We start from the raw sequence: 22,920 nt of genomic DNA, 5'->3' as shown, positions 1-22,920 counted from the left end.
ATGTTCGTCATCATCGGCTGGGCCATCTCCATGGCCTGCATCTTCGGCGTGTTCATCGCCCACGGCGGGAACATCGGCGTGATCCTGCACGCCTTGCCCTTCGAGATGATCACCATCTTCGGTGCCGCCATCGGCGCCTTCTTGGCCAACAACCAGATGAAGGTCGTCAAGGCAACGGCCGCCGGTCTGGGCCGCTGCTTCAAGGGCAGCAAGTACAGCAAGGCGCGCTACATGGAGCTGCTGGCGCTGATGTACGACATCCTGCAGAAGGCCCGCAAGGAGGGCCTGATGTCCATCGAAAAGGACGTCGAGGACCCGCACAGCTCGCCGCTGTTCCAGAAATACGCGACGGTGGGCAACGACCACCACGTCACCGAATTCATCACCGACTACCTGCGCATGATGGTGTCGGGCAACCTGAACGCGCACGAGATCGAATCGCTGATGGACAGCGAGATCGAGACCCACCACCAGGAAGAGCACGCGGCCGTGGCCGCGCTGCAGCGCCTGGCCGGCGGCCTGCCGGCCTTCGGCATCGTCGCCGCCGTGCTGGGTGTCGTGAACACCATGGGCTCGGTCGGCCAGCCGCCGGCAGTTCTCGGCGGCATGATCGGCTCGGCGCTGGTCGGCACCTTCCTGGGCATCCTGCTGGCCTACGGCTTTGCCGAGCCGCTGGCCGGCCTGCTGGAGCAGAAGGTCGAGGACGGCGGCAAGGAATTCCAGTGCATCAAGACGACGCTGCTGGCCAGCATGCAGGGCTACGCGCCGCAGGTGGCCATCGAGTTCGGCCGCAAGGTGCTGTTCTCCGGTGATCGACCGTCGTTCACTGAGCTCGAAGGCCACGTGAAGAAGAAGTAGGCCATGGCCGGCGACGCGAAAAAGCTCCAACCGATCATCATCAAGAAGGTGAAGAAGGGCGGCCATGCCGCCCACGGTGGGGCGTGGAAGATCGCCTACGCCGACTTCGTCACGGCCATGATGGCCTTCTTCCTGCTGATGTGGCTGCTCGGCTCCACGACCGAAGGCGACAAGAAGGGCATTGCCGAGTTCTTCCAGTCGCCGCTGAAGGTGGCGATGCTGGGCGGCTCGGGCTCGGGGGACTCGTCCAGCGTCGTGCGCGGCGGTGGCAAGGACCTTACGCGCGAGACCGGCCAGGTCAAGGAAGGCGAGAGCGCTGCCAGGCGCGCCAGCTACACGCTGCGCGCGCTGAAGGAAGAACAGCGCAAGGCCGAGAAGTCGCGGCTGGAGCAGCTCAAGACCAAGGTCGAGGAAGTGCTGGCGGAGAACCCCAAGCTTGCCGCGCTGGGCGGCCAGATCCGCCTGGACATGACCAAGGAAGGCCTGCGCATCCAGATCGTCGACGAGGGCAACCGGCCGATGTTCGACAGCGGCAGCGCCGTGGTGAAGCCTTACATGCGCGAGCTGCTGCGCGAGCTCGGCAACGTGCTGACCGAGGTGCCCAATCGCCTCACCGTCGAGGGCCACACCGACGCCCAGGCCTTTCCGGGCGGCGATAAGGGCTACAGCAACTGGGAGCTGTCCGCGGACCGTGCGAACGCCTCGCGGCGCGAGCTTGTGGCCGGCGGCCTGTCGGAGGCGCGCATGCTGCGCGTGCAAGGCCTGGCCGCCAGCAAGCTGCTCGACGCCAAGGACCCCAACAGTCCGTTGAACCGGCGCATCAGCATCATCGTCATGAACCGCGATGCCGAGGACGCCGTGCTGAGGAACCTGCCCGACGAGGCCGACGAGGCCGCGCCGGCGGCTGCGCAGGGCGCGACCACGCCGGCGCCCGCCAGCGGCAGCACGCAAGTGCCCGGTAGCGGCAAAATGCCGCAAACTCAAACGCCACCCGCCGGCCGCTAGAACTAGACTGCCAACTTCCCCGCCTGCAGAGAGGACGCCATGAGCGCTGACATGAAATTCCTGGTCGTTGACGACTTCTCCACCATGCGCCGCATCGTCCGTGGCCTGCTCAAGGAGATCGGCTACAACAACTGCGAAGAGGCCGAAGACGGCGTCGAAGCGCTGAACATGCTCAAGGGCGCCAAGTTTGATTTCGTCGTCAGCGACATCAACATGCCCAACATGACGGGCTTCGAGTTGCTGAAGGCCATCAAGGAAGATCCCAACCTCAAGCACCTGCCGGTGCTGATGGTCACCGCCGAAGCCCGCAAGGAAGACATCGTGCTGGCCGCCCAGTCGGGCGCTGCGGGCTACATCGTCAAGCCTTTCACGAAGGCGACGCTGGAAGAAAAAGTCCTGAAGATCATGCAGAAGCTGGCCGCTGCGGCCTGATAACTAGGGGACTGCCATGTCGATGGAACAGTTGGCCAAGCTGGCCGCAGGCGGCAACGACCCGTTGCTCGTGTCGCCCGAGGTCTTTCAGCAGCTCGGCACCATCACCCGCGTGCTGCATGACACCATGCAGCAGCTCGGTGTGATGCCCAAGCTGCAGCTCGCGACCGATGGCCTGCCCGACGCGCGCAGCCGCCTGAGCTACATCGCCACCAAGACGGCCGCGGCCGCCGAGAAGGTGCTGAACTCGGTCGATGCCGCCAAGGCGGACCACGCCGAGATCTCCGCCGCCACCCGCGCGATGGCCGACGCCATCGTCGCCGACCCGGTCAAGGCCGTGGCCAGCGGCATGGTCATGAACTTTGTCAAGGACGTCGAGACCCGCACCGCGAGCATCGACGGCCATTTGACCGACATCATGCTGGCCCAGGACTTCCACGACCTCACCGGTCAGGTCGTCGCCAAGGTCGTCACGCTGGCCAATGATCTGGAAGACAGCCTCGTCAAGCTGCTCGTCCAGGTCGTGCCGCCCGAGCAGCGCGAGAAGGTCGACCCGAACATCCTGCAGGGTCCGGTGGTCAACCCGACCGGCCGCACCGACGTCGTCGCGGACCAGGGCGAGGTCGACGACCTGCTGGCCAGCCTTGGCTTCTGAGGTTGCCTGCTCCCGATGAGGCCGGCCTTGCGCCGGCCTTTTTCATTGCGCCGCGGCCTGGCACCGCTCCCTCGGTGGGACCGGGGCTTCACTCGAGTTCGGGCAGCAGCTCGCGGATGGCCTGGTTGAGCTTGTCCATCGTCTGCGGCGCGACCTGCTGGGAGCAGGCCAGGTAACGCAGTTCGCCGCGCGGCATGTCGGCGAACTCGACGCGCGTCAGCGGCAGCGGCGTGAATTCGGGGTCCTTGCGCAGCCAGCCCAGGTCTTCCTCGTCGATCAGCATGTAGTCGACACGGCGCGCGCCGACCATGCGCGCCAGCTGCAGCGGCGTCAGCTGGGCGCGCACGGGCGGGCGGGCCGCAGCCGCCAGGTATTGGTCGAGCTGCTGGCCGTAGGACACACCGTCCAGCAGGCCCGGCTGCAACGTCGCGTCGGCAAACAGTTGCGCGACGCGTGGAATGGCGCGGATCTGCGCGGCCACGTTGGCGTGGGCCAGCACCACGTGCGGCCGGTCGCGGTGGATGGGCAGCGAAAAGCGCGCGAAGGCCTCACGCTCGGGGTTCTTGTACAGGCCTGGTGAGCACAGCGCCGCCTGGTTGCCCTGCAGGTTCTGCAGCGTGCGCCGTATCGGCACCTCGGCATAGCGCACGTCGATGCCGGCGCGCCTGAGCAGCCGCGCCGTGCGCTCCATCAGGAAGCCGGCCGGCTTGCCTTCCACCGTGTGGCTGTAGGGCGGTTTGTCGCGGTATTCAAGGGTCAGCGCCTGGGCCGCGACCGCGCCAGCGCAGCACGAGGCCATCAGCGTGAGCAGGTGGAGGGCGAGGCGAGACGGCATGCGCAGAGATTAGCGCCAGCCTGCCGGGGCCTGCCACCCCGCGCAGCGGCAATCCTGCACACCTTGGCGGGGCTGCTGCGCGCCGGCCGGGAATAGCGGGCCATCCACCCCGCTTTTCTCGCTCAAGTTCTGGGGGCCACCTCGAACAATTCGGTCCACGCCCCTGATGGGGCAACCACGCCATGGCCGACCAAGACGCACAAGACCGCAACCTACCCGCCTCACCCAAGAAGATCGAGAGATCCCGGGCTGAGGGCCAGGTGCCGCGCTCGCGCGACCTGCCGCACTTCGCGATGATGGTCGCCGGTGGTGCGGTGTTGAGCATTGGCGGGCCGCAGATCGTCGAGCGGCTGCGCCAGATGCTGATGACGGGCCTGCATTTCGATGCGCGGCTGTTGGCGCAAAAGGGTTTCATGGCCGAGCGCCTGGTCGACATGACGCTGGCCTTTGCCGCCGTCATGGGCCCGATCGCCGCCGTGCTGATCATCGTTGGCATCGCCAGCAACCTCGCCAGCGGCGGCTGGAACTGGACGATGAAGCCGCTGGCGCCCAAGTTCACCCATCTCAATCCGCTCACGGGCATTGGCCGCCTGTTCACGGGCCAGGGCCTGGGCACGGCGCTGAAGGCGGTGCTGCTGGCCCTGGTGCTGGGCATCGTCGGCGCGATGGTGCTGAAGGACAGGCTGGCCGCCTACGTGGGCATCATGTCCGTGCCGCTGCCGTCGGCACTGGCCTATGCAGGCCAGCAGCTGATGGGCGGCCTTGGCCTGCTGGCCATCGCGCTGGCGCTGTTCGCCGCCATCGACGTGCCGCTGCAGCGCCAGCTCTGGCTGCGCCGCATGCGCATGAGCCGCGAGGAAGCCAAGCAGGAACTGAAGGAGGTTGAAGGCAACCTCGAGATCAAGGCCAAGGTGCGCGCGCGCATGCGCGAGATGGCCAAGCGCCGCATGCTGGCCGCCGTGCCGCAGGCCGACCTGGTGGTCATGAACCCGACCCACTACGCCGTTGCGCTGAAGTACGAGGAAGGCAAGATGGCCGCGCCCAAGGTCATCGCCAAGGGCGCCGACCTGCTGGCCATGAAGATCCGCGACCTGGCCAAGGAGAGCAAGGTGCCGGTGCTGCAGCAGCCGGTGCTGGCCCGCGCGCTGTACGCCCACGCCAAGGTCGACCACGAGATCCCCGCGGCGCTGTTTGGCGCCGTGGCCCAGGTGCTCGCCTACGTCTACCAGCTGCGCGCCGCGCTGGCCTCGCGCAACGTCGCGCGGCCGGATGTGCCGCACCCGCACGTGCCGCCCGAACTCGACCCGCACAACAAGCCGGGTTGGGCGCCTGATCCCGAAGAGGACTTTGCCGAATGAATCCGCTGATCCAGAAGCTGCAGGGCTTGCTCGGCCCGCGCGCGGGCGTCATCGCCGCCTTGGGCGCGCCCATCGCCGTGCTGCTGGTGCTGTCCATGATGGTGCTGCCGCTGCCGCCCTTCGTGCTGGACCTGCTGTTCACCTTCAACATCGCGATGGCGGTGATGGTGATGATGGTGGCCGCCCACATGGTGCGGCCGCTGGACTTCGCGGCCTTCCCGACCGTGCTGCTGCTGACCACGCTGATGCGCCTGTCGCTGAACGTGGCGTCCACCCGCGTCGTGCTGCTGGAGGGCCACACCGGCACGGGCGCAGCCGGCAAGGTCATCGAGAGCTTTGGCCACTTCCTGATCGGTGGCAATTTCGCGGTCGGCCTGATCGTGTTCGCCATCCTGGTGGTCATCAACTTCATCGTGGTGACCAAGGGCGCGGAGCGCATCGCCGAAGTCGGTGCGCGCTTCACCTTGGACGCGATGCCCGGCAAGCAGATGGCGGTTGATGCCGACCTGAACGCCGGCCTGATCAACGAAGCGGAGGCCAAGCGCCGCCGCGCCGAGCTGGGCGACGAGGCAGACTTCTTCGGCTCCATGGACGGTGCCAGCAAGTTCGTGCGCGGCGACGCCGTGGCCGGCATGCTGATCCTGGCGATCAACATCGTCGGCGGCTTCATCATCGGCGTGGCCCAGCACGGCCTGTCCGCCGGCCAGGCCGCCGACAGCTACATCCTGCTGGCCGTCGGTGACGCGCTGGTGGCCCAGGTGCCGGCGCTGCTGATCTCGGTCGCCGCCGCCATGGTCGTGTCGCGCGTGGGCACCGACAAGGACATCGGCAGCCAGATCGGCCGCCAGGTGTTCGGCTCGGCCAAGTCGTTGGCCATCACGGCCGGCGTCATCGGTGCGCTGGGCCTGATCCCGGGCATGCCTCACGTCGTGTTCCTGCTGATCGCCGGCGGCATGGGCTACCTGGCCTGGTGGCTGCGCTCCAAGGAGCAGAAGCTAGAAGCCGCCAAGGCCGTCAAACCCATCATGCCCAGCAGCGAAGGCGCCGGCGAGGCGAGCTGGGAAGACCTGGTGCCCGTGGACACGCTGGGCCTGGAGGTCGGCTACCGGCTGATCACGCTGGTGGACAAGAGCCGCGAGGGCGACTTGCTGTCCCGCATCAAGGGTGTGCGCCGCAAGTTCGCGCAGGAGGTGGGCTTCTTGCCGCCGCCGGTGCACATCCGCGACAACCTGGAGCTGCGCCCCAGCCAGTACCGCATCTCGCTGCGCGGCGCCGTCGTCGGCGAGGCCGAGGCCTTCCCGGGCATGTGGCTTGCCATCAACCCGGGCCACGCGACACAGAAGCTCATCGGCACCGCGACCACCGACCCCGCCTTCGGCCTGCCGGCGGTGTGGATCGAGGAGCGGCAAAAGGAGATGGCCCAAATGAGCGGGTTTACGGTGGTTGATTGCTCGACCGTCGTGGCCACCCACCTCTCACACTTGATGCAAGTGCACGCGGCCAAGCTCCTGGGTCGCGTGGAGACGCAATCGCTGGTGGAACACCTCACCAAGCAGGCGCCCCAATTGATCGAAGACGTGATTCCCAAGATGGTCGGTATCGCCACACTGCAACGCGTGCTCCAGCTGCTGCTGGAGGAGGGCGTGCACATCCGCGACATGCGCTCCATCGTCGAGTCCGTCGCCGAGAACGCCGCCACCGTGACCGACCCGGCCGAGCTGGCCCGCCGCATCCGCACCCACATCGCCCCGGCCATCGTGCAGCAGATCTACGGCTCCACGAAGGAACTGGACGTCATCGCGCTGGAGCCCGAGCTGGAGCGCCTGGTGACGCAAGCCCTGAACTCCCCGCACGGCGCGGCCCTGGACCCCGGCGTGGCCGACACGCTGGCCCGCAGCGCCGCCGAGAACGCCCAGAAGCAGGAAGACCGCGGCGTGCCCGCGGCGCTGCTCGTCCCCGACCTGATCCGCGCGCCCATGGCCCGTCTGCTCAAGCGCGCCGCGCCCCGTCTCAAGGTGCTCGGCCACAGCGAGATTCCTGAGACCCACACCATCCGCATCGGCTCCATCATCGGAGGCACAGCATGAATGTCCGTAAGTTCACCGCCCGCACATCGCGCGAGGCGCTCGCCCTGGTCAAGCAGGCTTTCGGCGCAGACGCGGTCGTGCTGTCCAACAAGAACGTGCCCGAAGGCGTGGAAGTGCTCGCCATGGCGCCGGAAGGCATGGGCCAGATCGAGCAGATCGCGGCCAGCGCACCGCGCACCGTGGCCCGCCCCGCCGTGCCGCCGCAGGTTCAAGCGCAGCCGGCCCAGCCCTCGGCACGCGCGCCGTTCTCCGAGCGCGCCCGCCAGGAGCCCAGCTTCGGCGCGCCCGAGGTGCAGGGTGACGTGGAGCAGCTGGCGATGAGCACGCTGAGCTTCCAGGACTATGTGCGCGAGCGTGTGCTGCGCCGCCGCCAGGCCGAGATGACGGGCCAGCCCGACCCGGTCTCGGTGGCCCGCCCCGCGCCCGCGCCGCAACAGCCGCCGGCCGTCTCGCTGGACGCCGTGCGCGCCCAGCGCGAGCAGCGTGCCGCCGAAGCCATGGCGGCGCTGGCGCCCAAGCGCGCCGCACCGGCACCGGCCCAGCCGCAAGCCCGCCAGCCCCGCCCCGCGCCGCCCGTGCTGCGCGACGAGATCCGCATCCCGACCGGCACCGCAGCCGCGCAACAGCGCGCCGTGCCCCAGCTCAGCGATGTCGGTGCCATCGAGCCGATGCCGCTGCCCGGCCAGCCCAACGCCAGCCAGCGCAACCAGATGGACATGGCCTCCGAGCTGCGTCAGATGCGCGGTCTCATCGAGGAGCGCTTCTCCTCGCTGGCCTTCATGGAAAAGCTGCAGCGCCAGCCGGTGCAGGCGCGCCTGACGCAGAAGTTGCTGGAGCTGGGCTTCAGCCCGGCGCTGGTGCGCAAGCTGGCCGAGAGCTGCCCGTCCGACTTCAAGGCCGGCTCGCCCACCGACCCGGCCGACGAGACCGCCTGGGCCGCCCATGTGCTGTCGCGCAACCTGCAGACCGACGAGGCCGGCCCGGCCATCGAAGACCGCGGTGGCGTGTTCGCGCTGATCGGTTCGACCGGCGTCGGCAAGACCACGACGACCGCCAAGCTGGCCGCCCATTTCGCCACCAAGTACGGCGCCGGCCAGCTCGGCCTGATCACGCTGGACGCCTACCGTATCGGCGCCCACGAGCAGTTGCGCGCCTACGGCCGCATCCTCGGCGTGCCGGTCCACACCGCGCACGACCGCGCCTCGCTGGACGACCTGCTGGACCTGCTGTCCAACAAGAAGCTGGTCCTCATCGACACCGCCGGCATGGCCCAGCGTGACAGCCGCACGCAGGAGCTGCTGGAGATGCTGGCCCACCCCAGCATCAAGAAGCTGCTGGTCATCAACGCCGCCCAGCAGGGCGAGACCATCGAAGACGTGGTCAACGCCTGGAAGGCTGCCGCCTGCGAAGGCGTGGTGCTCAGCAAGCTCGACGAGGCCGTCAAGCTGGCCCCGGCGCTGGACACGCTGATCCGCCATCGCCTCAAGGTGCTGGGTGTTGCCAACGGCCAGCGCGTGCCGGAAGACTGGCACCGTCTGCCCAGCATGGGCCTGGTGCAGCGCGCGCTCAAGGGCGCGGCCTCGGGCGCCTGGCGCATGGACAACACCGACGTGAACCTGATCTTCGCCGGTGCCCCGCTGACCGACGCCGGCCTGCGCGCCATTCACTGAGGGTCGCGATGCAAGATCAAGCCCACGGCCTGCGCCGTCTCTTCGCCGCATCAAAGACGCGCTTCGTGCCCGTTGTCAGCAACCCGCGCGTCATGGGCGCCGGCGTGCTGCTCGAAGGCCTGTGCGCCGCCTTTGCCGAACTGAACCTGAAGACCCTCGTGGTCGACGCCGGCGAGCATTCACCGCAGCCGTCCGAACTGGCGCAGGTGGACTTGTCCAACTGCATCGAGCGCCTGTCGCCCCGCGTGTCCTACCTGGCCGCGCGCGGCCTGCCGCTGCGTCACATCAATGCCAACGGCTCGGCAGCCGCCTTCCTGGACGCGGTGGCCGCCGCCGCACCGGATGCCGACGTCATCCTGCTGCACGCCCCCGCGGCCGAACTGGCCCGTGTCGTTGCGCAGCGCGAGGTGCGCCCGCTGCTGCTGGCCGACACCGATCCGCACAGTGTTACCGAGGCCTACGCGGGCATGAAATGGCTCACACAAAGAGCCGGCCTGATGGTCTACAGTCTGCTGATGGCCTGCCACCCCCAGTTGCGCGTGGCCACCCGCATCGCGCAACAGTTGCATTCCTGCGCCGACGGCTTCCTCGGCGCGGTGCTGCGTGACTGGGCCTGCCTGGACCCGCGAGCCTCCCAGCATGCGCCGCTCTCACCCGAGCTGCGCCACCTGGCCCGCGAGCTGCTGCTCGCCGCGCCCCCGGGAGCCGCGTTCGACGCCGCCTCCGACGCGACGCCCCTGCGCCCGGCGCGCAAGGTGTCCTCACCCTTCGCTGCAGCGCACTGATCTCGCCGGAGACAAAGATGCCCCCAAGTTCACTGCGTTCACTGCCCCCCGCGGGGGCGTTTCAGCCCCTTCGGGCGGCCGTGCGGAGCTGACCATGTACACGCCCAAAGGTCGCCTCGACAACAACACGCTGATCAAGCAGTACAGCCCGTTGGTCCGACGCCTGGCGCACCAGATGATTGCCAAGCTGCCGGCCAACGTGGAGGTGGACGACCTGATCCAGGTGGGGCTGATCGGCCTGACCGATGCGCTGTCGCGCTTCGACGCCGAGCAAGGCGTGCAGTTCGAGACCTTCGCCACCCAGCGCATCCGCGGCGCCATGCTCGACGAGCTGCGCGGCGGCGACTGGATGAGCCGAGGCACGCGCCGCCAGCAGCGCGAGATCGAGGTGGCGGTGCACAAGGTCGAGCAGCGCCTGGGCCGCGCACCGAAGGAAGAAGAGATCGCCAAGGAAATGGGCCTGCCGCTGGCCGAGTACCAGGAGTTGCTGGGCAAGGTGCGCGGCACGCAGCTGGTCTACCTGGAAGACATGTCGGGCGATGACGGCGACGAGGACTACCTCGACCGCCACGTGGCCGACGAGACCAGCAACCCCGTCGCGCAGCTGCAGGACCACCGCATGCGCGAGGCGCTGGTGGCCGCCATCAAGAACCTGCCCGAGCGCGAACAGTTCGTCATGAGCATGTACTACGAGCACGACATGAATCTCAAGGAGATCGCGGCCGTGCTCAAGGTCACGGAGTCGCGCGTCTGCCAGTTGCACAGTCAGTCCATTGCAAGGTTGCGCGTTAAGCTGCGTGACTGGTGATTTGCGGGGCTGAGCCCCGCTGTATAAGCGGGGACAAACGCATGTTCGGATGGATCAAGGGCGGCGATTCGTCTGCCGCCGTGTCGCGTGAAGAGCCCAGCCGCCGGGACGACAGCGCGGCCCTGAACGTCGTCAAGCGACTCGCTCGCTCCATTTCCACCGTCGGCAAGGATGCCGCCGAGGTGCGCGGGGTCCTGGAGGACACGCAGCGTGTCGTGCAGGCCCAGAGCCAGGCCATGCAGGCGCTGGCCCAGCAGCTCAACCAGATCGGCCAGGCGCAGGCGGCCATCGCCACTGCCACCGCGCAGAGCGCCGCCGCCGTGCAGCGCGCGCGTGGCGCGCTGGGTGTCGTCGGTGGCGAAGTCGTCGGCATGGCAACCACGCTGGCCCAGGTGTCGGAAGCCGCCGCCGAGATCACCAAGATCTCGCTGCAGACCCGCCTCGTCGCGTTCAATGCGGCCGTCGAGGCCAAGCACGCGGGCGATGCCGGCCGCGGCTTCGCCGTCGTGGCGGAGGCCGTGAAGGCGCTGGCCGGCCAGGTCGAGGGATCGTCCAAGGCCATCATCCGCGCCATCACCAGCCTGCAGGAGCGCATTGACCGCTTCAGCGCCGAGCTGACCGAGAACCCGGCCAAGCCCAGCCAGATCCACGCCGCCTTCCACGAAGTGGAGCAGGACGTGCAGCGCATCTCGGTGTCCGCCGCCGAGAGCGGCCAGCAGATGAGCCTGCTGAACGAGCGCGCCCATGAGCTGGAGCGCGAGGTGTCGGAGGCCAGCCACGGCCTCAAGGTTGCCTTCGACGGCAGCGACCGCTTCCTGCGCATGTCGGAGGAGCTGGTCGAGCAGATCGCCGAGAGCGGTGTCGAGGTTGACGACATGCCGTTCATCCGCGCGGCCCAGCAGGCCGCCGAAGAGATCAGCGCGCTGCTCGAAGACGCGCTGCGCAGCGGGCAGATCAACCAGAGCGACCTGTTCGACGAGCATTACCGCCCCATCGAGGGCACGGCGCCGCAGCAGCACACGACACGCTTCTGCCAGCTGACCGACCGGCTCTTCCCCGCCGTGCAGGAGAAGGCGCTGGGCTTCAGCGACAAGATCGTGTTCTGCATCTCGGCCGACCGCAACGGCTACATCGCGACGCACAACCGCAAGTACTGCCAGCCACAGCGCCCCGGCGACACGGTCTGGAACACGGCCAACAGCCGCTACCGCCGCATCTTCAATGACCGCACGGGCCTGGCGTCGGCGCGCAACACCCGGCCCTTCCTGCTGCAGACCTACCGTCGCGACATGGGCGGTGGCCGTTTCGTGCTGCTGAAGGAGGCCGCGGCGCCCATCGTCGTGGGCGGCCGGCACTGGGGCGGGCTGCGCCTGGCCTTCAACTTCTGACCGTCAGTTCTTGACCGACTGCCGGATCTCCTGATTCAGCAGGTCCAGCCAGGCATCGGCCTGGGGATGGCTCTTGCTGATCGCCATGAAGGTGGGCTTGACCTCCAGCGGCGGCGCCTGCCAGCGGATGGTCTCGGCAAACTTGGCCTGCTTGGCCAGCTGGTACTCGAAGGTGGCGCGTTCCGAGAACACCGCGTCGACACGGCCGCGGTTCAGCATCTCCAGCCCGGGCCGCGGGTCGACGAGTTCATGCAGCTTGTAGCGGCCGCTGGCCAGCTCGGCCGGCAGGTAGGAGCCGCGCTGGTAGGCCACGGTCGCGTCGGGCGGCAAGCTCGTCTTGAGATCTGCGCGCACGAAGAAACCCAGCTGCATGCGTGCCACCGGCAGCGAGTAGCGGAAGAGGGCGTCGCGCTCCTCGTTGCGCCACAGCGTCAGCAGCAGGCAGTCGCCGCTCTTGGCCAGCGCGAAGGCGCGCACCCAGGGCACATGCAAGGTCTGCACGACGAGGCCGGCGGCCGCGAACGCGCGCCGGGCCAGGGCCGTCAGGCTGCCCCCATCGGGCAGCTCGGCGCTGACATAAGGGGGGAAATCGGTCAGGCACAGCGGCACCGTCGCCTGCGCGGCCGCACCGCCCGCGGCGCCCATCAGCCCGGCCAGCACCACCACCGATTTCATTCGGCGATGCAAGCCCGGTTCTTGCCCGTGTGCTTGGCCTCGTACAAGGCCACGTCGGCGCGGTCCAGTGCGGCCTCCAGCGTCTCGCCGGGCCGGTAGAGCGTGACGCCGGCCGAGAAGGTCACGAAGACATCCTTGCCCTCGTGATTGAAGAGAGCCGCCGACAGCGAGCGCTGCAGGCGCACCAGCACGGCCTGGGCCTCGTCCAGCGGCGTGTCGGGCAGCATCAGCACGAACTCCTCGCCGCCGTAGCGCGCCACCATGTCGCCAGGGCGCAGCGACGCCTGCGTGCGCTCGGCCAGCGACTTCAGCGCGATGTCGCCGGCATGGTGGCCCAGGCTGTCGTTGAGCTTCTTGAAGTTGTCGATGTCCAGCAGCGCCAGCGCAATGCGCTTGGCCTCGCGCTCGGCCTTGGCCTGCTCCACGCCGAAGGCCTGGATCAGGCCGCGGCGGTTGGCGACCTGCGTCAGTTGATCGGTGTGGACTTCGTTGGACAGCCGGCGCAGCTCGCCCTCCAGCTCGTCGACGCGCTGTGTCAGTGCGGAGGCGCGGTCATGCTCCAGCGTCAGCCGTGCCTGCGTCTGCGCGACCAGGCCCTGCACGCTGCGGCTCTCCTCGACCATCTCGCGCACGGTGCCGGCCAGGCTTTCCAGCGAGTCGGCCTGCTCGATGGCGTCGGCGTAGCGGCCCACGTTGTTCTGGAAACGGTCGGTGTGCTGGCCCAGCTCACCCAGCTCGGCCAGCATGCGCTGGATCAGGCCTTTCAGCGCGTCTCGCGCCCTGGAGCGCTCGTCGCGCAGCGAGCGCTGGCGTTCGCGCGTGCCGGTCAACAGCTCGGAGACGGTGCGCACGCCGCGGCCGGACAGGCCCTGCGCCAGCGTCTGGTTCATCGCCTCGGCCTGGCCGCGCGCCCAGGAGTCGTCCTCGGCCAGGTCGACCAGGCTGCCGCTGAGCTCGCGGCACAGACCGCCCAGCTCGTCGAAGAGATGGCGGCGGTGGTCCAGCAGGTGGCGCGCGCGCAGGCACAGCGCCGCCATCTGAGACGCGCGCTCTGGGCTGGCGCCATGGGCCTTGAGGTCGCCCTGGGCGGCGTCCAGCTCGCGCATCAGCGCATCGGCCGGCGTCGCCTCGGTCTGCGGCGAGCGCAGTGCGTGGCGCACGGTGCCGTTCAGCTCGTTGCCGATGTCGGCCCAATGCGGCGTTGTGTCGACCACGGGCGGCGGCGTGTCGCGCAGGCCGGTGCGGCTCAGTTCGCCAAAGCCGCTGGGTTCACGAAAACCGGAGACTTCGACAAAACCCGTGTCGGCAAAAGCGCTGTCGGCAAAGAACTGGCTGGGCGTGCCACCGTCCTCTTCCGTCTCCACGCCGCTGCCGTCGCCGTCCTTGTCCCAGCTGACGATGAGCTGCGACAGCCGCTTGACGAGCTTGCCGCTGTCGCTGCGGCCTAGCTCCAGCACGCGCTGGATGCCGTCCTTCTTGCGTGCCAGCGTCCAATGCTTGCCGCCGCGCTCCAGCCCGCGCACGAGGCGCTCGATGGCCTGGGCCAGCGCCTCGGCCTGGGCGGCCGGGCCGGCCACGTCGAGCAGCTTGTCGACCTGGCGCTGCAACTCGTCGATGCGCTGTTCGCGCAGCGCGTTCTGCAGGTCCTGCCGCGTGCTGCCCGAGGGCAGAGCGAGGCTGATGAGCTTGGACATCAGCTGCTGCAGCCGTTCGGACACCGCGGCGCTGGCGGGGGCGGCCGGCTCGCCGCCGGCTTCGATGGCATAGGCCCGCGAGTAGTTCTCCGGCGTGGGCTCCAGCCGCGCCTGCGCCAGGCGTTGCAACGCCGCCTTGGCAAGCTGGGCCGGCGGGAGCGTGGAGCGCATGGACTAACGCTGTCCGCGAGCTACGTCGGTGCTGCCATCGGCCTGCGTGATCCAGGGCGCCTTGCGCGGCAGCACGGTTTGCGCGATCCAGCGCTCCAGCTCGTCCGCCGGCAGCGGCTTGCTGAACAGGAAGCCCTGCATCAGCGAGCAGCCCAGGCGGTGCAGCACTTCCATCTGGCGCAGCGTCTCCACGCCCTCGGCGATGACGCGCAGGCCCAGGGCCCGCGCCAGCGCGATGATGGCCGTGACGACGGCCGAGCTTTGCGGCGTGATGCCCAGGTCGCGCACGAAGGTGCGGTCCACCTTCACTTCGGAGATGGGCAGCGTGGTCAGGTAGGCCAGCGACGAGTAGCCGGTGCCGAAGTCGTCGATGGAGATCTCCACGCCCACTTCGTTCAGACGGTGCAGAGACGGGATCACGTTCTGCAGGTCCTTCATCAGGTTGTTCTCGGTGATCTCGAGCTGGATGGACCGGTGGGGCACGCCGTAGGCGCTGACGCACTGGTGGATGTGCTCGACCAGATCGGTGCGCTCGAACAGCCGGCTGGGCAGGTTCACGGCGATGGAGTCGGCAAAGCCGAACTGCAGCGACCACAGCTTGGCCTGGCGGGCGGCTTCCTTCAGCGCCCATTCGGACAGCGGCACGATGAGGCCCGTCTCCTCGGCCAGCGGGATGAAGTCGGCCGGCGGCACCAGCACATTGCCGCGCTGCCAGCGCATCAGCGCCTCGGCGCCCACCATGCGGGCAGCGCGCACGTCGATCTTGGGCTGGTAGTGCAGCACGATCTCGTTGCGCTCCAGCGCCTTGTGCAGCGCGCTTTCCAGCTCCAGCTTCTGCTTGCCGTGGCCGGCCAGCTGCGGCGAGTACACGGCCGAGGCGTTGCGGCCCTGGCTCTTGACGGCGTACATGGCCACGTCGGAGTTGCGCAGCAGGTCGGCCATGCTCTGGCCGTCGCGTGGGTAGATGGCGATGCCGACGCTGGCCGTGACGAAGCATTCCTGGCCGCCGACGAAGATGGGCTCGCGCAACGCGTCCAGCACGCGCTGGGCCACGCGCTCGGCGTCGCGCTCGTCGGCCACCTCGGGCAGCAGCGCGACGAACTCGTCGCCGCCCAGGCGGCCCACGGCTTCAAGGCCGCGGTGGCTGCGGTTGGACAAGCCTTCCAGCACGCCTTCCATGATCTGGTCGGAATGGCGCACGCAGCTGCGCAGGCGGCGGCCGACCTCGATCAGCAGCTCGTCGCCGGCCGCGTGGCCCAGCGTGTCGTTGATGACTTTGAAGCGGTCCAGGTCGATCAGCAGCAGGCCCACTTCATGGCCGCCGCGGCGCGCGCTCTCGATGGCTCGCTCCACGCGCCAGATCAGCTGGCGGCGGTTGGGCAGGCCGGTCAGCGCGTCGAAATGCGCCAGCTGGCGGATGCGGTCCTCGGCCTGGCGGCGGTCGGTCACATCCTGCAGGATGCCGGTGTAGCCGCCCACCGCGCCTTGCTCGCTGAACTCGGGCTCGGCCTCGATGTGCACGACGCGCTGGCGGCCGTCGGGCAACGTCAGCGGCAGGTCGGTGATCAGCACCGAGGTGTGGGCGACGACGTCGCGCAGCAGGCGCAGGAAGACGTGGCGGTCGTCCGGGGGCACCATGCGCATGACGCTGAGGAAATCCAGCCGGTCCTGCGGGCCGCGGCCGAAGACACGCAGGCCCTCGGCGGAGATGGCAAAGCTGCCGGCCACGCCGCGCCGCCATTCGAAGCTGCCCATGCGGGCCAGATCCTGGGCGCGCGCCAGCTTGGCCTTGCTGCGCTCCAGCTCATGGCGCGTGCGCGAGCTGCGCAGCAGGTAGCGCAGCCGGCCGTCCAGCAGGCTCCACTGCGGCGACTTGACGAAGAAGTCGGTGGCACCCGCCTGGTAGGCACGGTTGATGGAGGCCTCGTCGTCGAGGCCGGTCAGCATCAGCACGGGCAGGGACTCGAAGCCCGGCGTGGCGCGCAGCAGCGAGCAGGTCTCGAAGCCGTCCAGCTCGGGCATCAGCGCGTCCAGCACGACGACGTCCGGCGCACGCGTGGACAGCTGGGCCAGCGCCTCGGTGCCGCTGGGCGCCTCCGTCACGTCGAAGCCGCGTTCGCGCAGCGCCGCCGCGGTCAGCAGCAGATTGACCTCGTCGTCATCGACCAGCAGGACGCGGGGACGCGTGGGCAGGTCGTCGATAGCTTGACCAGGTGGCAGCATGGGGCTGGGTGTCAAAGCAGCGCGGCCAGCGCCGCGCGTACTTGTTGGATGTCCTGGAGCATAGCGTCCAACTGCTCGGAAAGCCCGTCGATACGGCCATCGCGGGCCATGGCTTCGATGTCCGCGCAACGCGCCGACAGCGCCAGCGCGCCCAGGCTGGCCGACGAGGATTTCAAGGTGTGGCTGATATGGCGCACGACGGTGAGGTCAGGGGTGGTTCCCGCACGGGCTCGCGCCAGTTCGGGCAGCAAACGGTCCAATGAGCCGGAGAAGGCTGTCACGACGCGCTCCAGCAGCTTGTTGCTGCCACTCGGGTCAAGCTCGCGCAGGCGGCGGATCGCTTCGGGATCGAGCAGGGCTGCGGTGTTGGGAGCGGTCATGGTGGCTAGGCACTCGGCATGCTGCAAATGTATCGCGGCTGGGTGGGGGTAACAGCGCGAAGAAATGCACAGATTCCGGCCTATCCACACGCCTGTGCATATGCACGAAGCCTGCACGAACCCTGCACAAGCGCTGCCTACAATGCCCTGCATGAACAGCCTCAGCGACGACAGCGCGCCATCGCGCCGCCTGGAGCGGCGACTGCCGATGCGACTGCTGGTGCTGGGTCTGGCCGGGGCTGCGCTGCTGATGCTGCTGCTCGGCACGCTCGTCGTGCTGGCCCTGATGCGGGTCTGGGGTGGCGAGGTCGGCCTCGTGCATGCCGCCCTGGTGCTGACGGCTTTCTTCACCGGAGTCATGGTGCTCGCCGCGGCGGCGCTGGGCTGGCATGCCGGTGTGCGCCTGACGCGCCAGCGCCTGGCGGAGCCGCTGCGCGAGGTGCGTCAGCAATTGCTGATGCAAGCCCAGTTGCAGCGCGACTGGCAATGGGCGACGGACGCCCATCACCGCCTCGTGCGCTGGCATGCGCCCCAGGGCGCGCCGGCGTCCAGCTGGGTGGGGGCGGGCGCCAGCACCCAGCTGCTGTGGGATCGCTTTGCACCGGCGGAGCCTATGGCCGAGCTGCGCCAGCGGCTGGATGCCCACCAGCCCTTTGCCGAACTGCAGCTCGCCGCCGCCGATGGCGAGGCGCATTGGTGGCTGCGCGGCCTGCCCTGCATCGATTCGCACGGCCATTTCGCTGGCTATGTCGGCACGGCGCGGCCCGACGAGCCCCTGGCGCTCGCGGCGCCGGCGCAGCCCGACCTGGCTGCCGAGCAGGAGTCCTTCAGCTACACGGTCTCGCACGACCTGCGCGCGCCGCTGCGCGTCGTCGAGGGCTTTGCGCGCATCCTCAAGGAAGACTACGGCGGTCGCCTGGACCGCGTCGGCAACGACCACCTGGACCGTGTCATGAGTGCCGCGGCGCGCATGAACAGCATGATCGACGCGCTGCTGTCGCTGAGCCAGCTGTCCACGCGGCCGCTGGCGCGCCAGCCGGTCAACCTGTCGCAGCAGGCCGGCTATGTGATGGACGAGCTCAAGCGCGCGGCGCCGCAGCGGGACTTCGTGCTGGACATCGAGCCCGAGATGACGGTGCAGGGCGACCCCACGCTGCTGCGCATGGTGCTGGAGAACCTGCTGGGCAACGCCTGGAAGTACAGCGCCAAGGTCGATTGCGCGCAGATCCGCTTCGGCAGCGTCGAGCAGGGCGGGCGACGGACCTTCGTCGTGTCGGACAACGGGGCCGGCTTCGACATGCGCTTCGCGGAGCGCCTGTTCGGCGTGTTCCAGCGCCTGCACAGCGCCAGCGACTTCCAGGGCACGGGCGTGGGCCTGGCGCTGGTGCGGCGCATCATCCGCCGCCATGGCGGCGACATCTGGGCCGAGTCCGCGGTGGACGAGGGCGCGCGCTTCTACTTCACGTTGGGCTGAATGGCGGCACCTTGGCCGTTCCCCCGAGGGGAAGGCGATCCGGCTTCTTGGGGCGGCCCGGCGCCCGGCCCGCGCACAGGCCCTGCGGCCCAACGATGGGTCAGTCAGCGTTGCCCAGGGCGCGCCAGCAGCTCCAGCGCGTCGACGATGCGTCGGGCCTGCTCCTGCAGGCTGTGGTCGTCGGCGGCGGCAAGGCTCATCAGGCGGGACAGCGCTTCGTCTCGTGGCAGCGAGTAGCGGTGCATCAGCACACCGACGGCCAGGGCCGTAGCGTCAAGCGCCGGCAGCTCGGAGGGCAGCCCAGAGGGCGAGAAGGCCTCGGACAGCGCCGCGGGCGCCGTGGTGGCGGCGGCCGGTGCCGAGCGCGCGAACGCGGCCTCGACGGCGGGCACGATCTGCGAGATGTCCAGCGGCTTGACGAGGTAAGCGACGGCGCCCAGCTCCTTGACCTTGGCGACCGTGGCCTCGTCGGCGAAGGCGGACAGGAACATGAAGGGCGTCTGCAGGTACTCGCGCAGGTAGGCGGCGACGTCGAAGCCGGTCAGGCCTTCCATGCGGATGTCCAGCAGGGCCAGCTCGGGCCGGTGTTCGCGGGCCAGCAGGATGGCGTCGTCGCCGTTGTCGGCGTCGATGACCTCGAAACCCGCCTGCGTGAGCCCATAGCTCAGCGTTGCCAGCACCAGTCGGTCGTCGTCGACGACCAGGATCTTGCCCTTGCTCACCGCGCCCCTCAAGAACTTGATTTTGTGGCCGGATTGTGAACCACGCTCGGTGGAATCAGTTCCAGCCGGCAAACGACGTCGTCGCCCACCTGTTCCAGGCTCAGGATGGCGCTGCGCCGCGGCAGCAACGCGCGCACCAGGCCCAGGCCCGATACGCCGCTCTTCACGTTCTGCAGCGCGAAGCCCTCGGGCAGGCGGCCGGCATTGACGATCTCGACCGTCACGCCGGCCGTGTCGCAGATCAACTGGCAGCGCACCTGCGCTCCGTTGCTGTGGCGCAGCGCGTTGCCCAGCAGCTCGTTGAGGCTGAGCGCGATGGGGATGGCTTCGGCCTCGGGCAGGCACCAGTCGTCCATCAGCGCGCCACCCTCGGCGGCGGTGGTGATGACGCGGCCCTGCATGCGCTGCACCGAGCCGACGATGGCGTCGAACACGCGCTTGAGCTGCAGCGGCCCGCTCGCGCCCACCTGCAGGCCGTACACCTGGGCGATGGCCTGCACCTGGCCGACGGCCTCCTTCAGCACCGGCGCCACCTCGGGCCGGCGCACGGCGATCTGCTGCAGCAGGCCCGCCACACCCTGCAGGTTGTTCTTGATGCGGTGGTGCACCTCGCGCACCAGCAGCTCGCGCTGCGAGATCGCGGCCTGCAGCCGCGCGGCCTCGGCGGCGCGCTGCTCGGTCACGTCGCTGGCGACAACCAGCAGCAGTTCGGGCGTGTCGCCGCTGCCGAGGTTGTTCAGGTGCAGGAAGCGCGTGTCCCAGACGCGCGTGTTGGCGTCGCGGCCGAGGCGGTACTCGCGCTGCACGACGGCCAGCGACGCCAGCGCCTCGCGCATGTCGGCTCGCACGTGGTCGGCCTCGGTGTCGCCGAATAGCGCCGCCGGGCCGTGGCCCAGCAGCGTGTTCTCCGCGCGCCCGGCCATGGCCGCGGCGGCCTGGTTGAGCTTGACGATGTTCAGCGTGGCCGCGTCGTGCAGGCTGATGGCCAGCGGCGCGGCTTCGATGATGCGGGCCAGCGACGCCTGGGCGACGCGGCTCTGCGCCTCGGCCTGGCGGCGGCGGTCGATGTCCAGCAGTGCGTAGGTCAGCTGCGTTTCACCGTCCTCGCGCGGCGTCTGCACCGCGTTGCCGATGACCCAGAACTCGCGCCCGTCGCGGCCGCGCAGGCGGCACTCGAACACGTCGGCCCCGGGCTCGGCGTGGAAGGCATGCGCGTCGTCCTCGGGCGCCAGCACGCCCATGGGCTGGCCTTGCACGTCCTCCAGCTCGCAGCCGAACATGCGCCGCGCCGAGCGGTTCATCCACTCGATGCCGTTGGGCCCGACGGTGACGATGCCCACCAGCACGGAGTCCAGCACGGCGCGTTCGCTCTCGGCGCGCAGCAGCAGCGCGTTCTCGGCCTGGGCCTGGGCCGTCACATCCAGCGTGACGACCGAGGTCGAGCGCCGCCCGCCCGCCAGCAGCCCTGGGGCGACGCGGGTCAGCAGCCAGCGCCGCCCCAGCTCAGGGTGGCGCACGGCGTAGCGCACCTCGACGGGGTCGCCTTTCTTCAGCGCGCGCTGCAGGCGTTCGAACTCCGGCAGCGACGCGGGCTCGACGATGTCGCGGCTGATGCCTTGCAGCGAGCCGGCCGCACCGCCGTGGTTCTTGGCGCCCGCCTTGAAGGGCGAGCCCTTGCGGTGCGCCTTCAGCCAGCCCGCCTCGGGCTGGAAGGTCGCCAAGCCGACGGCTGCCGTGTCCATCAGCGCATCGATCTGCTGATGGGCCAGGTCACGCTCGTGCAGCGTGCTCTGGTCTTCCAGCGTCGCCAGCAGCAGCGCGCGGCCGCCATGGCGCCACAGGCGCAGCCGCGCCTGCAGCCAGCGCTGGCGACCTTGCGGGTCGACGAACTCGGCCTCGGTGACCAGCGGGCCGTCCTGCGGGCGCTGCGTCGTCAGCGCCGGCAGTGGCGCGCCGCGGTTCCAGCCCAGCAGCGCCTGCAGCAGGTCGGGCAGGTCGTTCAGGTGCCGGGGTGAGCCGGCGCACAAGGCCTCGAAGGCGGCGTTGTGGCGCAGCAGCGCGCCACCCAGGGCGTCGGCCAGCAGCAGCGGCAGCGGCGACAGCGCCAGCCATTCAGCCGTCGGCGGCTCACCCGGGTCCGCCGCGATCAGGCGGGCGTGCAGCAGCCAGTTGGGCCGGTCGCGCAGCAGGTGCAGCGTCGCGCGCTGGCCGTCGGCGAGCTTCAGCGGCGGTGCCGGCGGCGGCATGCGGCCGGCGTCTATGGCCTGGGCGGCATCGCGCAGCCAGGTCTCCAGCCGGCTGCCGGCGGCGTGGCGCAGCAGCCGCCAGCCCTCGGCGGCGTCGACGCCCAGCCATTCACGCGCGGCCGGGTTGGCGCGCAGCGCGGACAGGTCGGCCCGCAGCGTCAGCACGGGGTCGCCGACGAGGTCGAGCAGCGCTGAGGGGGCGGGGGAGCCGAACATCAGTCCGACAGGCGCGGCATGCTCATTCGAGCTGGGCGGCCTTGTGCAGCGCCCGCAGCACGCAGGCATTGATCTCGCCGGCGCCCAGCATCAGCGCGTCGGCGCTGTCGCGGTAGTCGAACACCGACTCGGCCTCCAGCGCGCGCACCAGCTGCAGATAGGGCTGGTACGGGCCGCTGTCGTCCACCAGCGCCTGGCGCACCCGATCGGGCACGGGGATGGACTGCAGCAGCTTCTCGAAAGGCTGCTTGAGCATGTGGTCCAGCAGCGAGAACAGGCCGCAGATGAACATCTCGTCGCGCTGCTCGCGCTCGCTCATGTTGTGCGCGAACTCCTCCATCAGCAGGCCGCGCCGCAGCGCGCCGAACATGATGGGCCGCATGCTGTGGTCCTTGCTGGCCGTCGTCAGCAGCAGCGCCAGCCAGCGCTTCATGCGCGCATAGCCCAGCAGCATGATGGCGTGGCGGAAGCTCGACACCTCCACCGGCAGGCCGAAGGCGGCGGAATTGAGGTAGCGCAGCAGCTTGAAGGCCAGGCTGGGGTCGCGCTTCAGGGTCTGTTCCAGGCGCTCGACGTCCTCGCCCTGGTCCACGCGCGACATCAGCTCGACGATGACTTGCAGGTCGGCGGCCATCTCGGTCTTGCTGGCGCCCGGCGTGGCCTCGTAAGGGCCGTCCATGGGCCAGCCGATGACGGCGCTGGCGCCGGCGCTGAAGCTGGCGTCGATGGCCTCGGCGCCGCGCACGCCGGCATGCACCAGCGTCAGGCCCGCCGGGGCGGCCTGGCCCGGCTCCAGCACGACCTGCTTGAACACGGCGGCGACGTCGGCCGGCAGCGCCGTCTGCGGCAGGCCCTTGAGCACGCCGGTGTGGCCGGCGGCCTTCAGCGCCGCCAGCGAGGCGGTGTGGACCGGGTCGGCCGCGATGAAGGCGGGCACCTCGATCTGCGTCGGCTGAGCCGGTGGCTGGGCCAGCACGGCGGCGAGCAAGGCCTCGCCCTGCGGGTTGATCAGCTCACCGCCGTTCGGCCAGGTGGCGGCCAGCGCGGCCAGCAGCTCGGCGTGGTCGATGCGGGCGTCGGCACGCAGCGGCACCAGCGTCAGGCGGGTGCTGGTGATGGTGCGCTGGCGGTCGATGACCGGGGCATAGCCCAGGGCGACACCGGGCAGGATGGCGTGATCGAGGGCGGCTGGGATGTTGTCGGACATGGCGCGGCACGGGGCTGGCGGTGAATGCGGC

General features: G+C 69.5%; 19 protein-coding genes. 11 read left to right on the top strand and 8 right to left on the bottom strand.

All coding sequences use genetic code 11. From position 1 onward, the window contains the following. Genes motA through AC1D29_RS28025 form a run of 4 tightly spaced genes read left to right on the top strand, consistent with a single transcriptional unit; the run spans window position 1 to window position 2,950 of the window. Window positions 1–858 carry a flagellar motor stator protein MotA gene (gene motA, locus AC1D29_RS28040; protein ID WP_477903776.1) on the top strand — a complete coding sequence of 286 codons (858 nt, stop codon included), beginning with the start codon at window positions 1–3 and terminating at the stop codon, window positions 856–858. A 3-nt stretch (window positions 859–861) separates the two neighbouring features. Further along, window positions 862–1,863 carry a flagellar motor protein MotB gene (gene motB / locus AC1D29_RS28035; RefSeq protein ID WP_477903774.1) on the top strand — a complete coding sequence of 334 codons (1,002 nt, stop codon included), beginning with the start codon at window positions 862–864 and terminating at the stop codon, window positions 1,861–1,863. A gap of 39 nt (window positions 1,864–1,902) precedes the next feature. Continuing rightward, window positions 1,903–2,295 carry a chemotaxis response regulator CheY gene (gene cheY / locus AC1D29_RS28030; RefSeq protein ID WP_119043331.1) on the top strand — a complete coding sequence of 131 codons (393 nt, stop codon included), beginning with the start codon at window positions 1,903–1,905 and terminating at the stop codon, window positions 2,293–2,295. Between the two features lie 16 nt (window positions 2,296–2,311). Then, window positions 2,312–2,950 carry a protein phosphatase CheZ gene (locus tag AC1D29_RS28025; protein WP_477903772.1) on the top strand — a complete coding sequence of 213 codons (639 nt, stop codon included), beginning with the start codon at window positions 2,312–2,314 and terminating at the stop codon, window positions 2,948–2,950. 88 nt (window positions 2,951–3,038) lie between these two features. Here the strand turns inward: AC1D29_RS28025 and AC1D29_RS28020 are convergent, their stop codons facing one another. After that, complete coding sequence (locus tag AC1D29_RS28020) at window positions 3,039–3,785, bottom strand: substrate-binding periplasmic protein (protein ID WP_477903770.1); 747 nt, start codon at window positions 3,783–3,785, stop codon at window positions 3,039–3,041. A gap of 182 nt (window positions 3,786–3,967) precedes the next feature. Here AC1D29_RS28020 and flhB point away from each other — a divergent pair, with 182 nt between their 5' ends. The 6 genes from flhB to AC1D29_RS27990 all read left to right on the top strand — a co-directional run bounded on the left by flhB (window position 3,968) and on the right by AC1D29_RS27990 (window position 11,881). Further along, complete coding sequence (flhB, locus tag AC1D29_RS28015) at window positions 3,968–5,143, top strand: flagellar biosynthesis protein FlhB (protein WP_477903768.1); 1,176 nt, start codon at window positions 3,968–3,970, stop codon at window positions 5,141–5,143. Further along, window positions 5,140–7,230, top strand: coding sequence for a flagellar biosynthesis protein FlhA (gene flhA, locus AC1D29_RS28010; RefSeq protein WP_477903766.1), 2,091 nt, complete (start codon window positions 5,140–5,142; stop codon window positions 7,228–7,230). Before flhB ends, flhA begins: the two co-directional genes overlap by 4 nt. Then, window positions 7,227–8,900 (top strand): flagellar biosynthesis protein FlhF, encoded by a 1,674-nt coding sequence (flhF, locus tag AC1D29_RS28005; RefSeq protein WP_477903764.1) that lies wholly within the window; start codon window positions 7,227–7,229, stop codon window positions 8,898–8,900. Before flhA ends, flhF begins: the two co-directional genes overlap by 4 nt. Before the next feature lie 8 nt (window positions 8,901–8,908). Next, window positions 8,909–9,685: a MinD/ParA family ATP-binding protein gene (locus tag AC1D29_RS28000; RefSeq protein ID WP_477903762.1), complete on the top strand. Its 777-nt coding sequence runs from the start codon at window positions 8,909–8,911 to the stop codon at window positions 9,683–9,685. A gap of 94 nt (window positions 9,686–9,779) precedes the next feature. Then, complete coding sequence (locus AC1D29_RS27995) at window positions 9,780–10,493, top strand: RNA polymerase sigma factor FliA (RefSeq protein WP_477903760.1); 714 nt, start codon at window positions 9,780–9,782, stop codon at window positions 10,491–10,493. A 41-nt stretch (window positions 10,494–10,534) separates the two neighbouring features. Then, window positions 10,535–11,881, top strand: coding sequence for a methyl-accepting chemotaxis protein (locus tag AC1D29_RS27990; RefSeq protein ID WP_477903758.1), 1,347 nt, complete (start codon window positions 10,535–10,537; stop codon window positions 11,879–11,881). 3 nt (window positions 11,882–11,884) lie between these two features. Here the strand turns inward: AC1D29_RS27990 and AC1D29_RS27985 are convergent, their stop codons facing one another. The 4 genes from AC1D29_RS27985 to AC1D29_RS27970 are packed head-to-tail and all read right to left on the bottom strand — an operon-like array spanning window position 11,885 to window position 17,024. Then, window positions 11,885–12,556, bottom strand: coding sequence for a substrate-binding periplasmic protein (locus tag AC1D29_RS27985; protein ID WP_477903756.1), 672 nt, complete (start codon window positions 12,554–12,556; stop codon window positions 11,885–11,887). Beyond that, complete coding sequence (locus tag AC1D29_RS27980; protein WP_477903754.1) at window positions 12,553–14,421, bottom strand: GGDEF domain-containing protein; 1,869 nt, start codon at window positions 14,419–14,421, stop codon at window positions 12,553–12,555. Before AC1D29_RS27980 ends, AC1D29_RS27985 begins: the two co-directional genes overlap by 4 nt. 3 nt (window positions 14,422–14,424) lie before the next feature. Beyond that, window positions 14,425–16,644 (bottom strand): putative bifunctional diguanylate cyclase/phosphodiesterase, encoded by a 2,220-nt coding sequence (locus tag AC1D29_RS27975; protein WP_477903752.1) that lies wholly within the window; start codon window positions 16,642–16,644, stop codon window positions 14,425–14,427. 11 nt (window positions 16,645–16,655) lie between these two features. Further along, window positions 16,656–17,024, bottom strand: coding sequence for an Hpt domain-containing protein (locus tag AC1D29_RS27970; protein ID WP_477903750.1), 369 nt, complete (start codon window positions 17,022–17,024; stop codon window positions 16,656–16,658). A gap of 151 nt (window positions 17,025–17,175) precedes the next feature. Between AC1D29_RS27970 and AC1D29_RS27965 the strand changes: the two genes are divergently transcribed. After that, window positions 17,176–18,498, top strand: coding sequence for a sensor histidine kinase (locus AC1D29_RS27965; RefSeq protein ID WP_477903748.1), 1,323 nt, complete (start codon window positions 17,176–17,178; stop codon window positions 18,496–18,498). A gap of 104 nt (window positions 18,499–18,602) precedes the next feature. Here AC1D29_RS27965 and AC1D29_RS27960 read toward each other — a convergent pair whose 3' ends face one another. Genes AC1D29_RS27960 through AC1D29_RS27950 form a run of 3 tightly spaced genes read right to left on the bottom strand, consistent with a single transcriptional unit; the run spans window position 18,603 to window position 22,889 of the window. Further along, window positions 18,603–19,220 carry a response regulator gene (locus AC1D29_RS27960; RefSeq protein ID WP_477903746.1) on the bottom strand — a complete coding sequence of 206 codons (618 nt, stop codon included), beginning with the start codon at window positions 19,218–19,220 and terminating at the stop codon, window positions 18,603–18,605. A gap of 8 nt (window positions 19,221–19,228) precedes the next feature. Further along, window positions 19,229–21,682: a PAS domain-containing sensor histidine kinase gene (locus AC1D29_RS27955; RefSeq protein WP_477903744.1), complete on the bottom strand. Its 2,454-nt coding sequence runs from the start codon at window positions 21,680–21,682 to the stop codon at window positions 19,229–19,231. A gap of 22 nt (window positions 21,683–21,704) precedes the next feature. Next, window positions 21,705–22,889: an EAL and HDOD domain-containing protein gene (locus tag AC1D29_RS27950; RefSeq protein ID WP_477903742.1), complete on the bottom strand. Its 1,185-nt coding sequence runs from the start codon at window positions 22,887–22,889 to the stop codon at window positions 21,705–21,707. Window positions 22,890–22,920: the final 31 nt, after the last annotated feature.

It is taken from the genome of Roseateles sp. P1_C6, from assembly GCF_056406315.1.
Note: the sequence above shows the minus strand (reverse complement) of the source record. Positions and strands in the feature narration are given on the sequence as shown.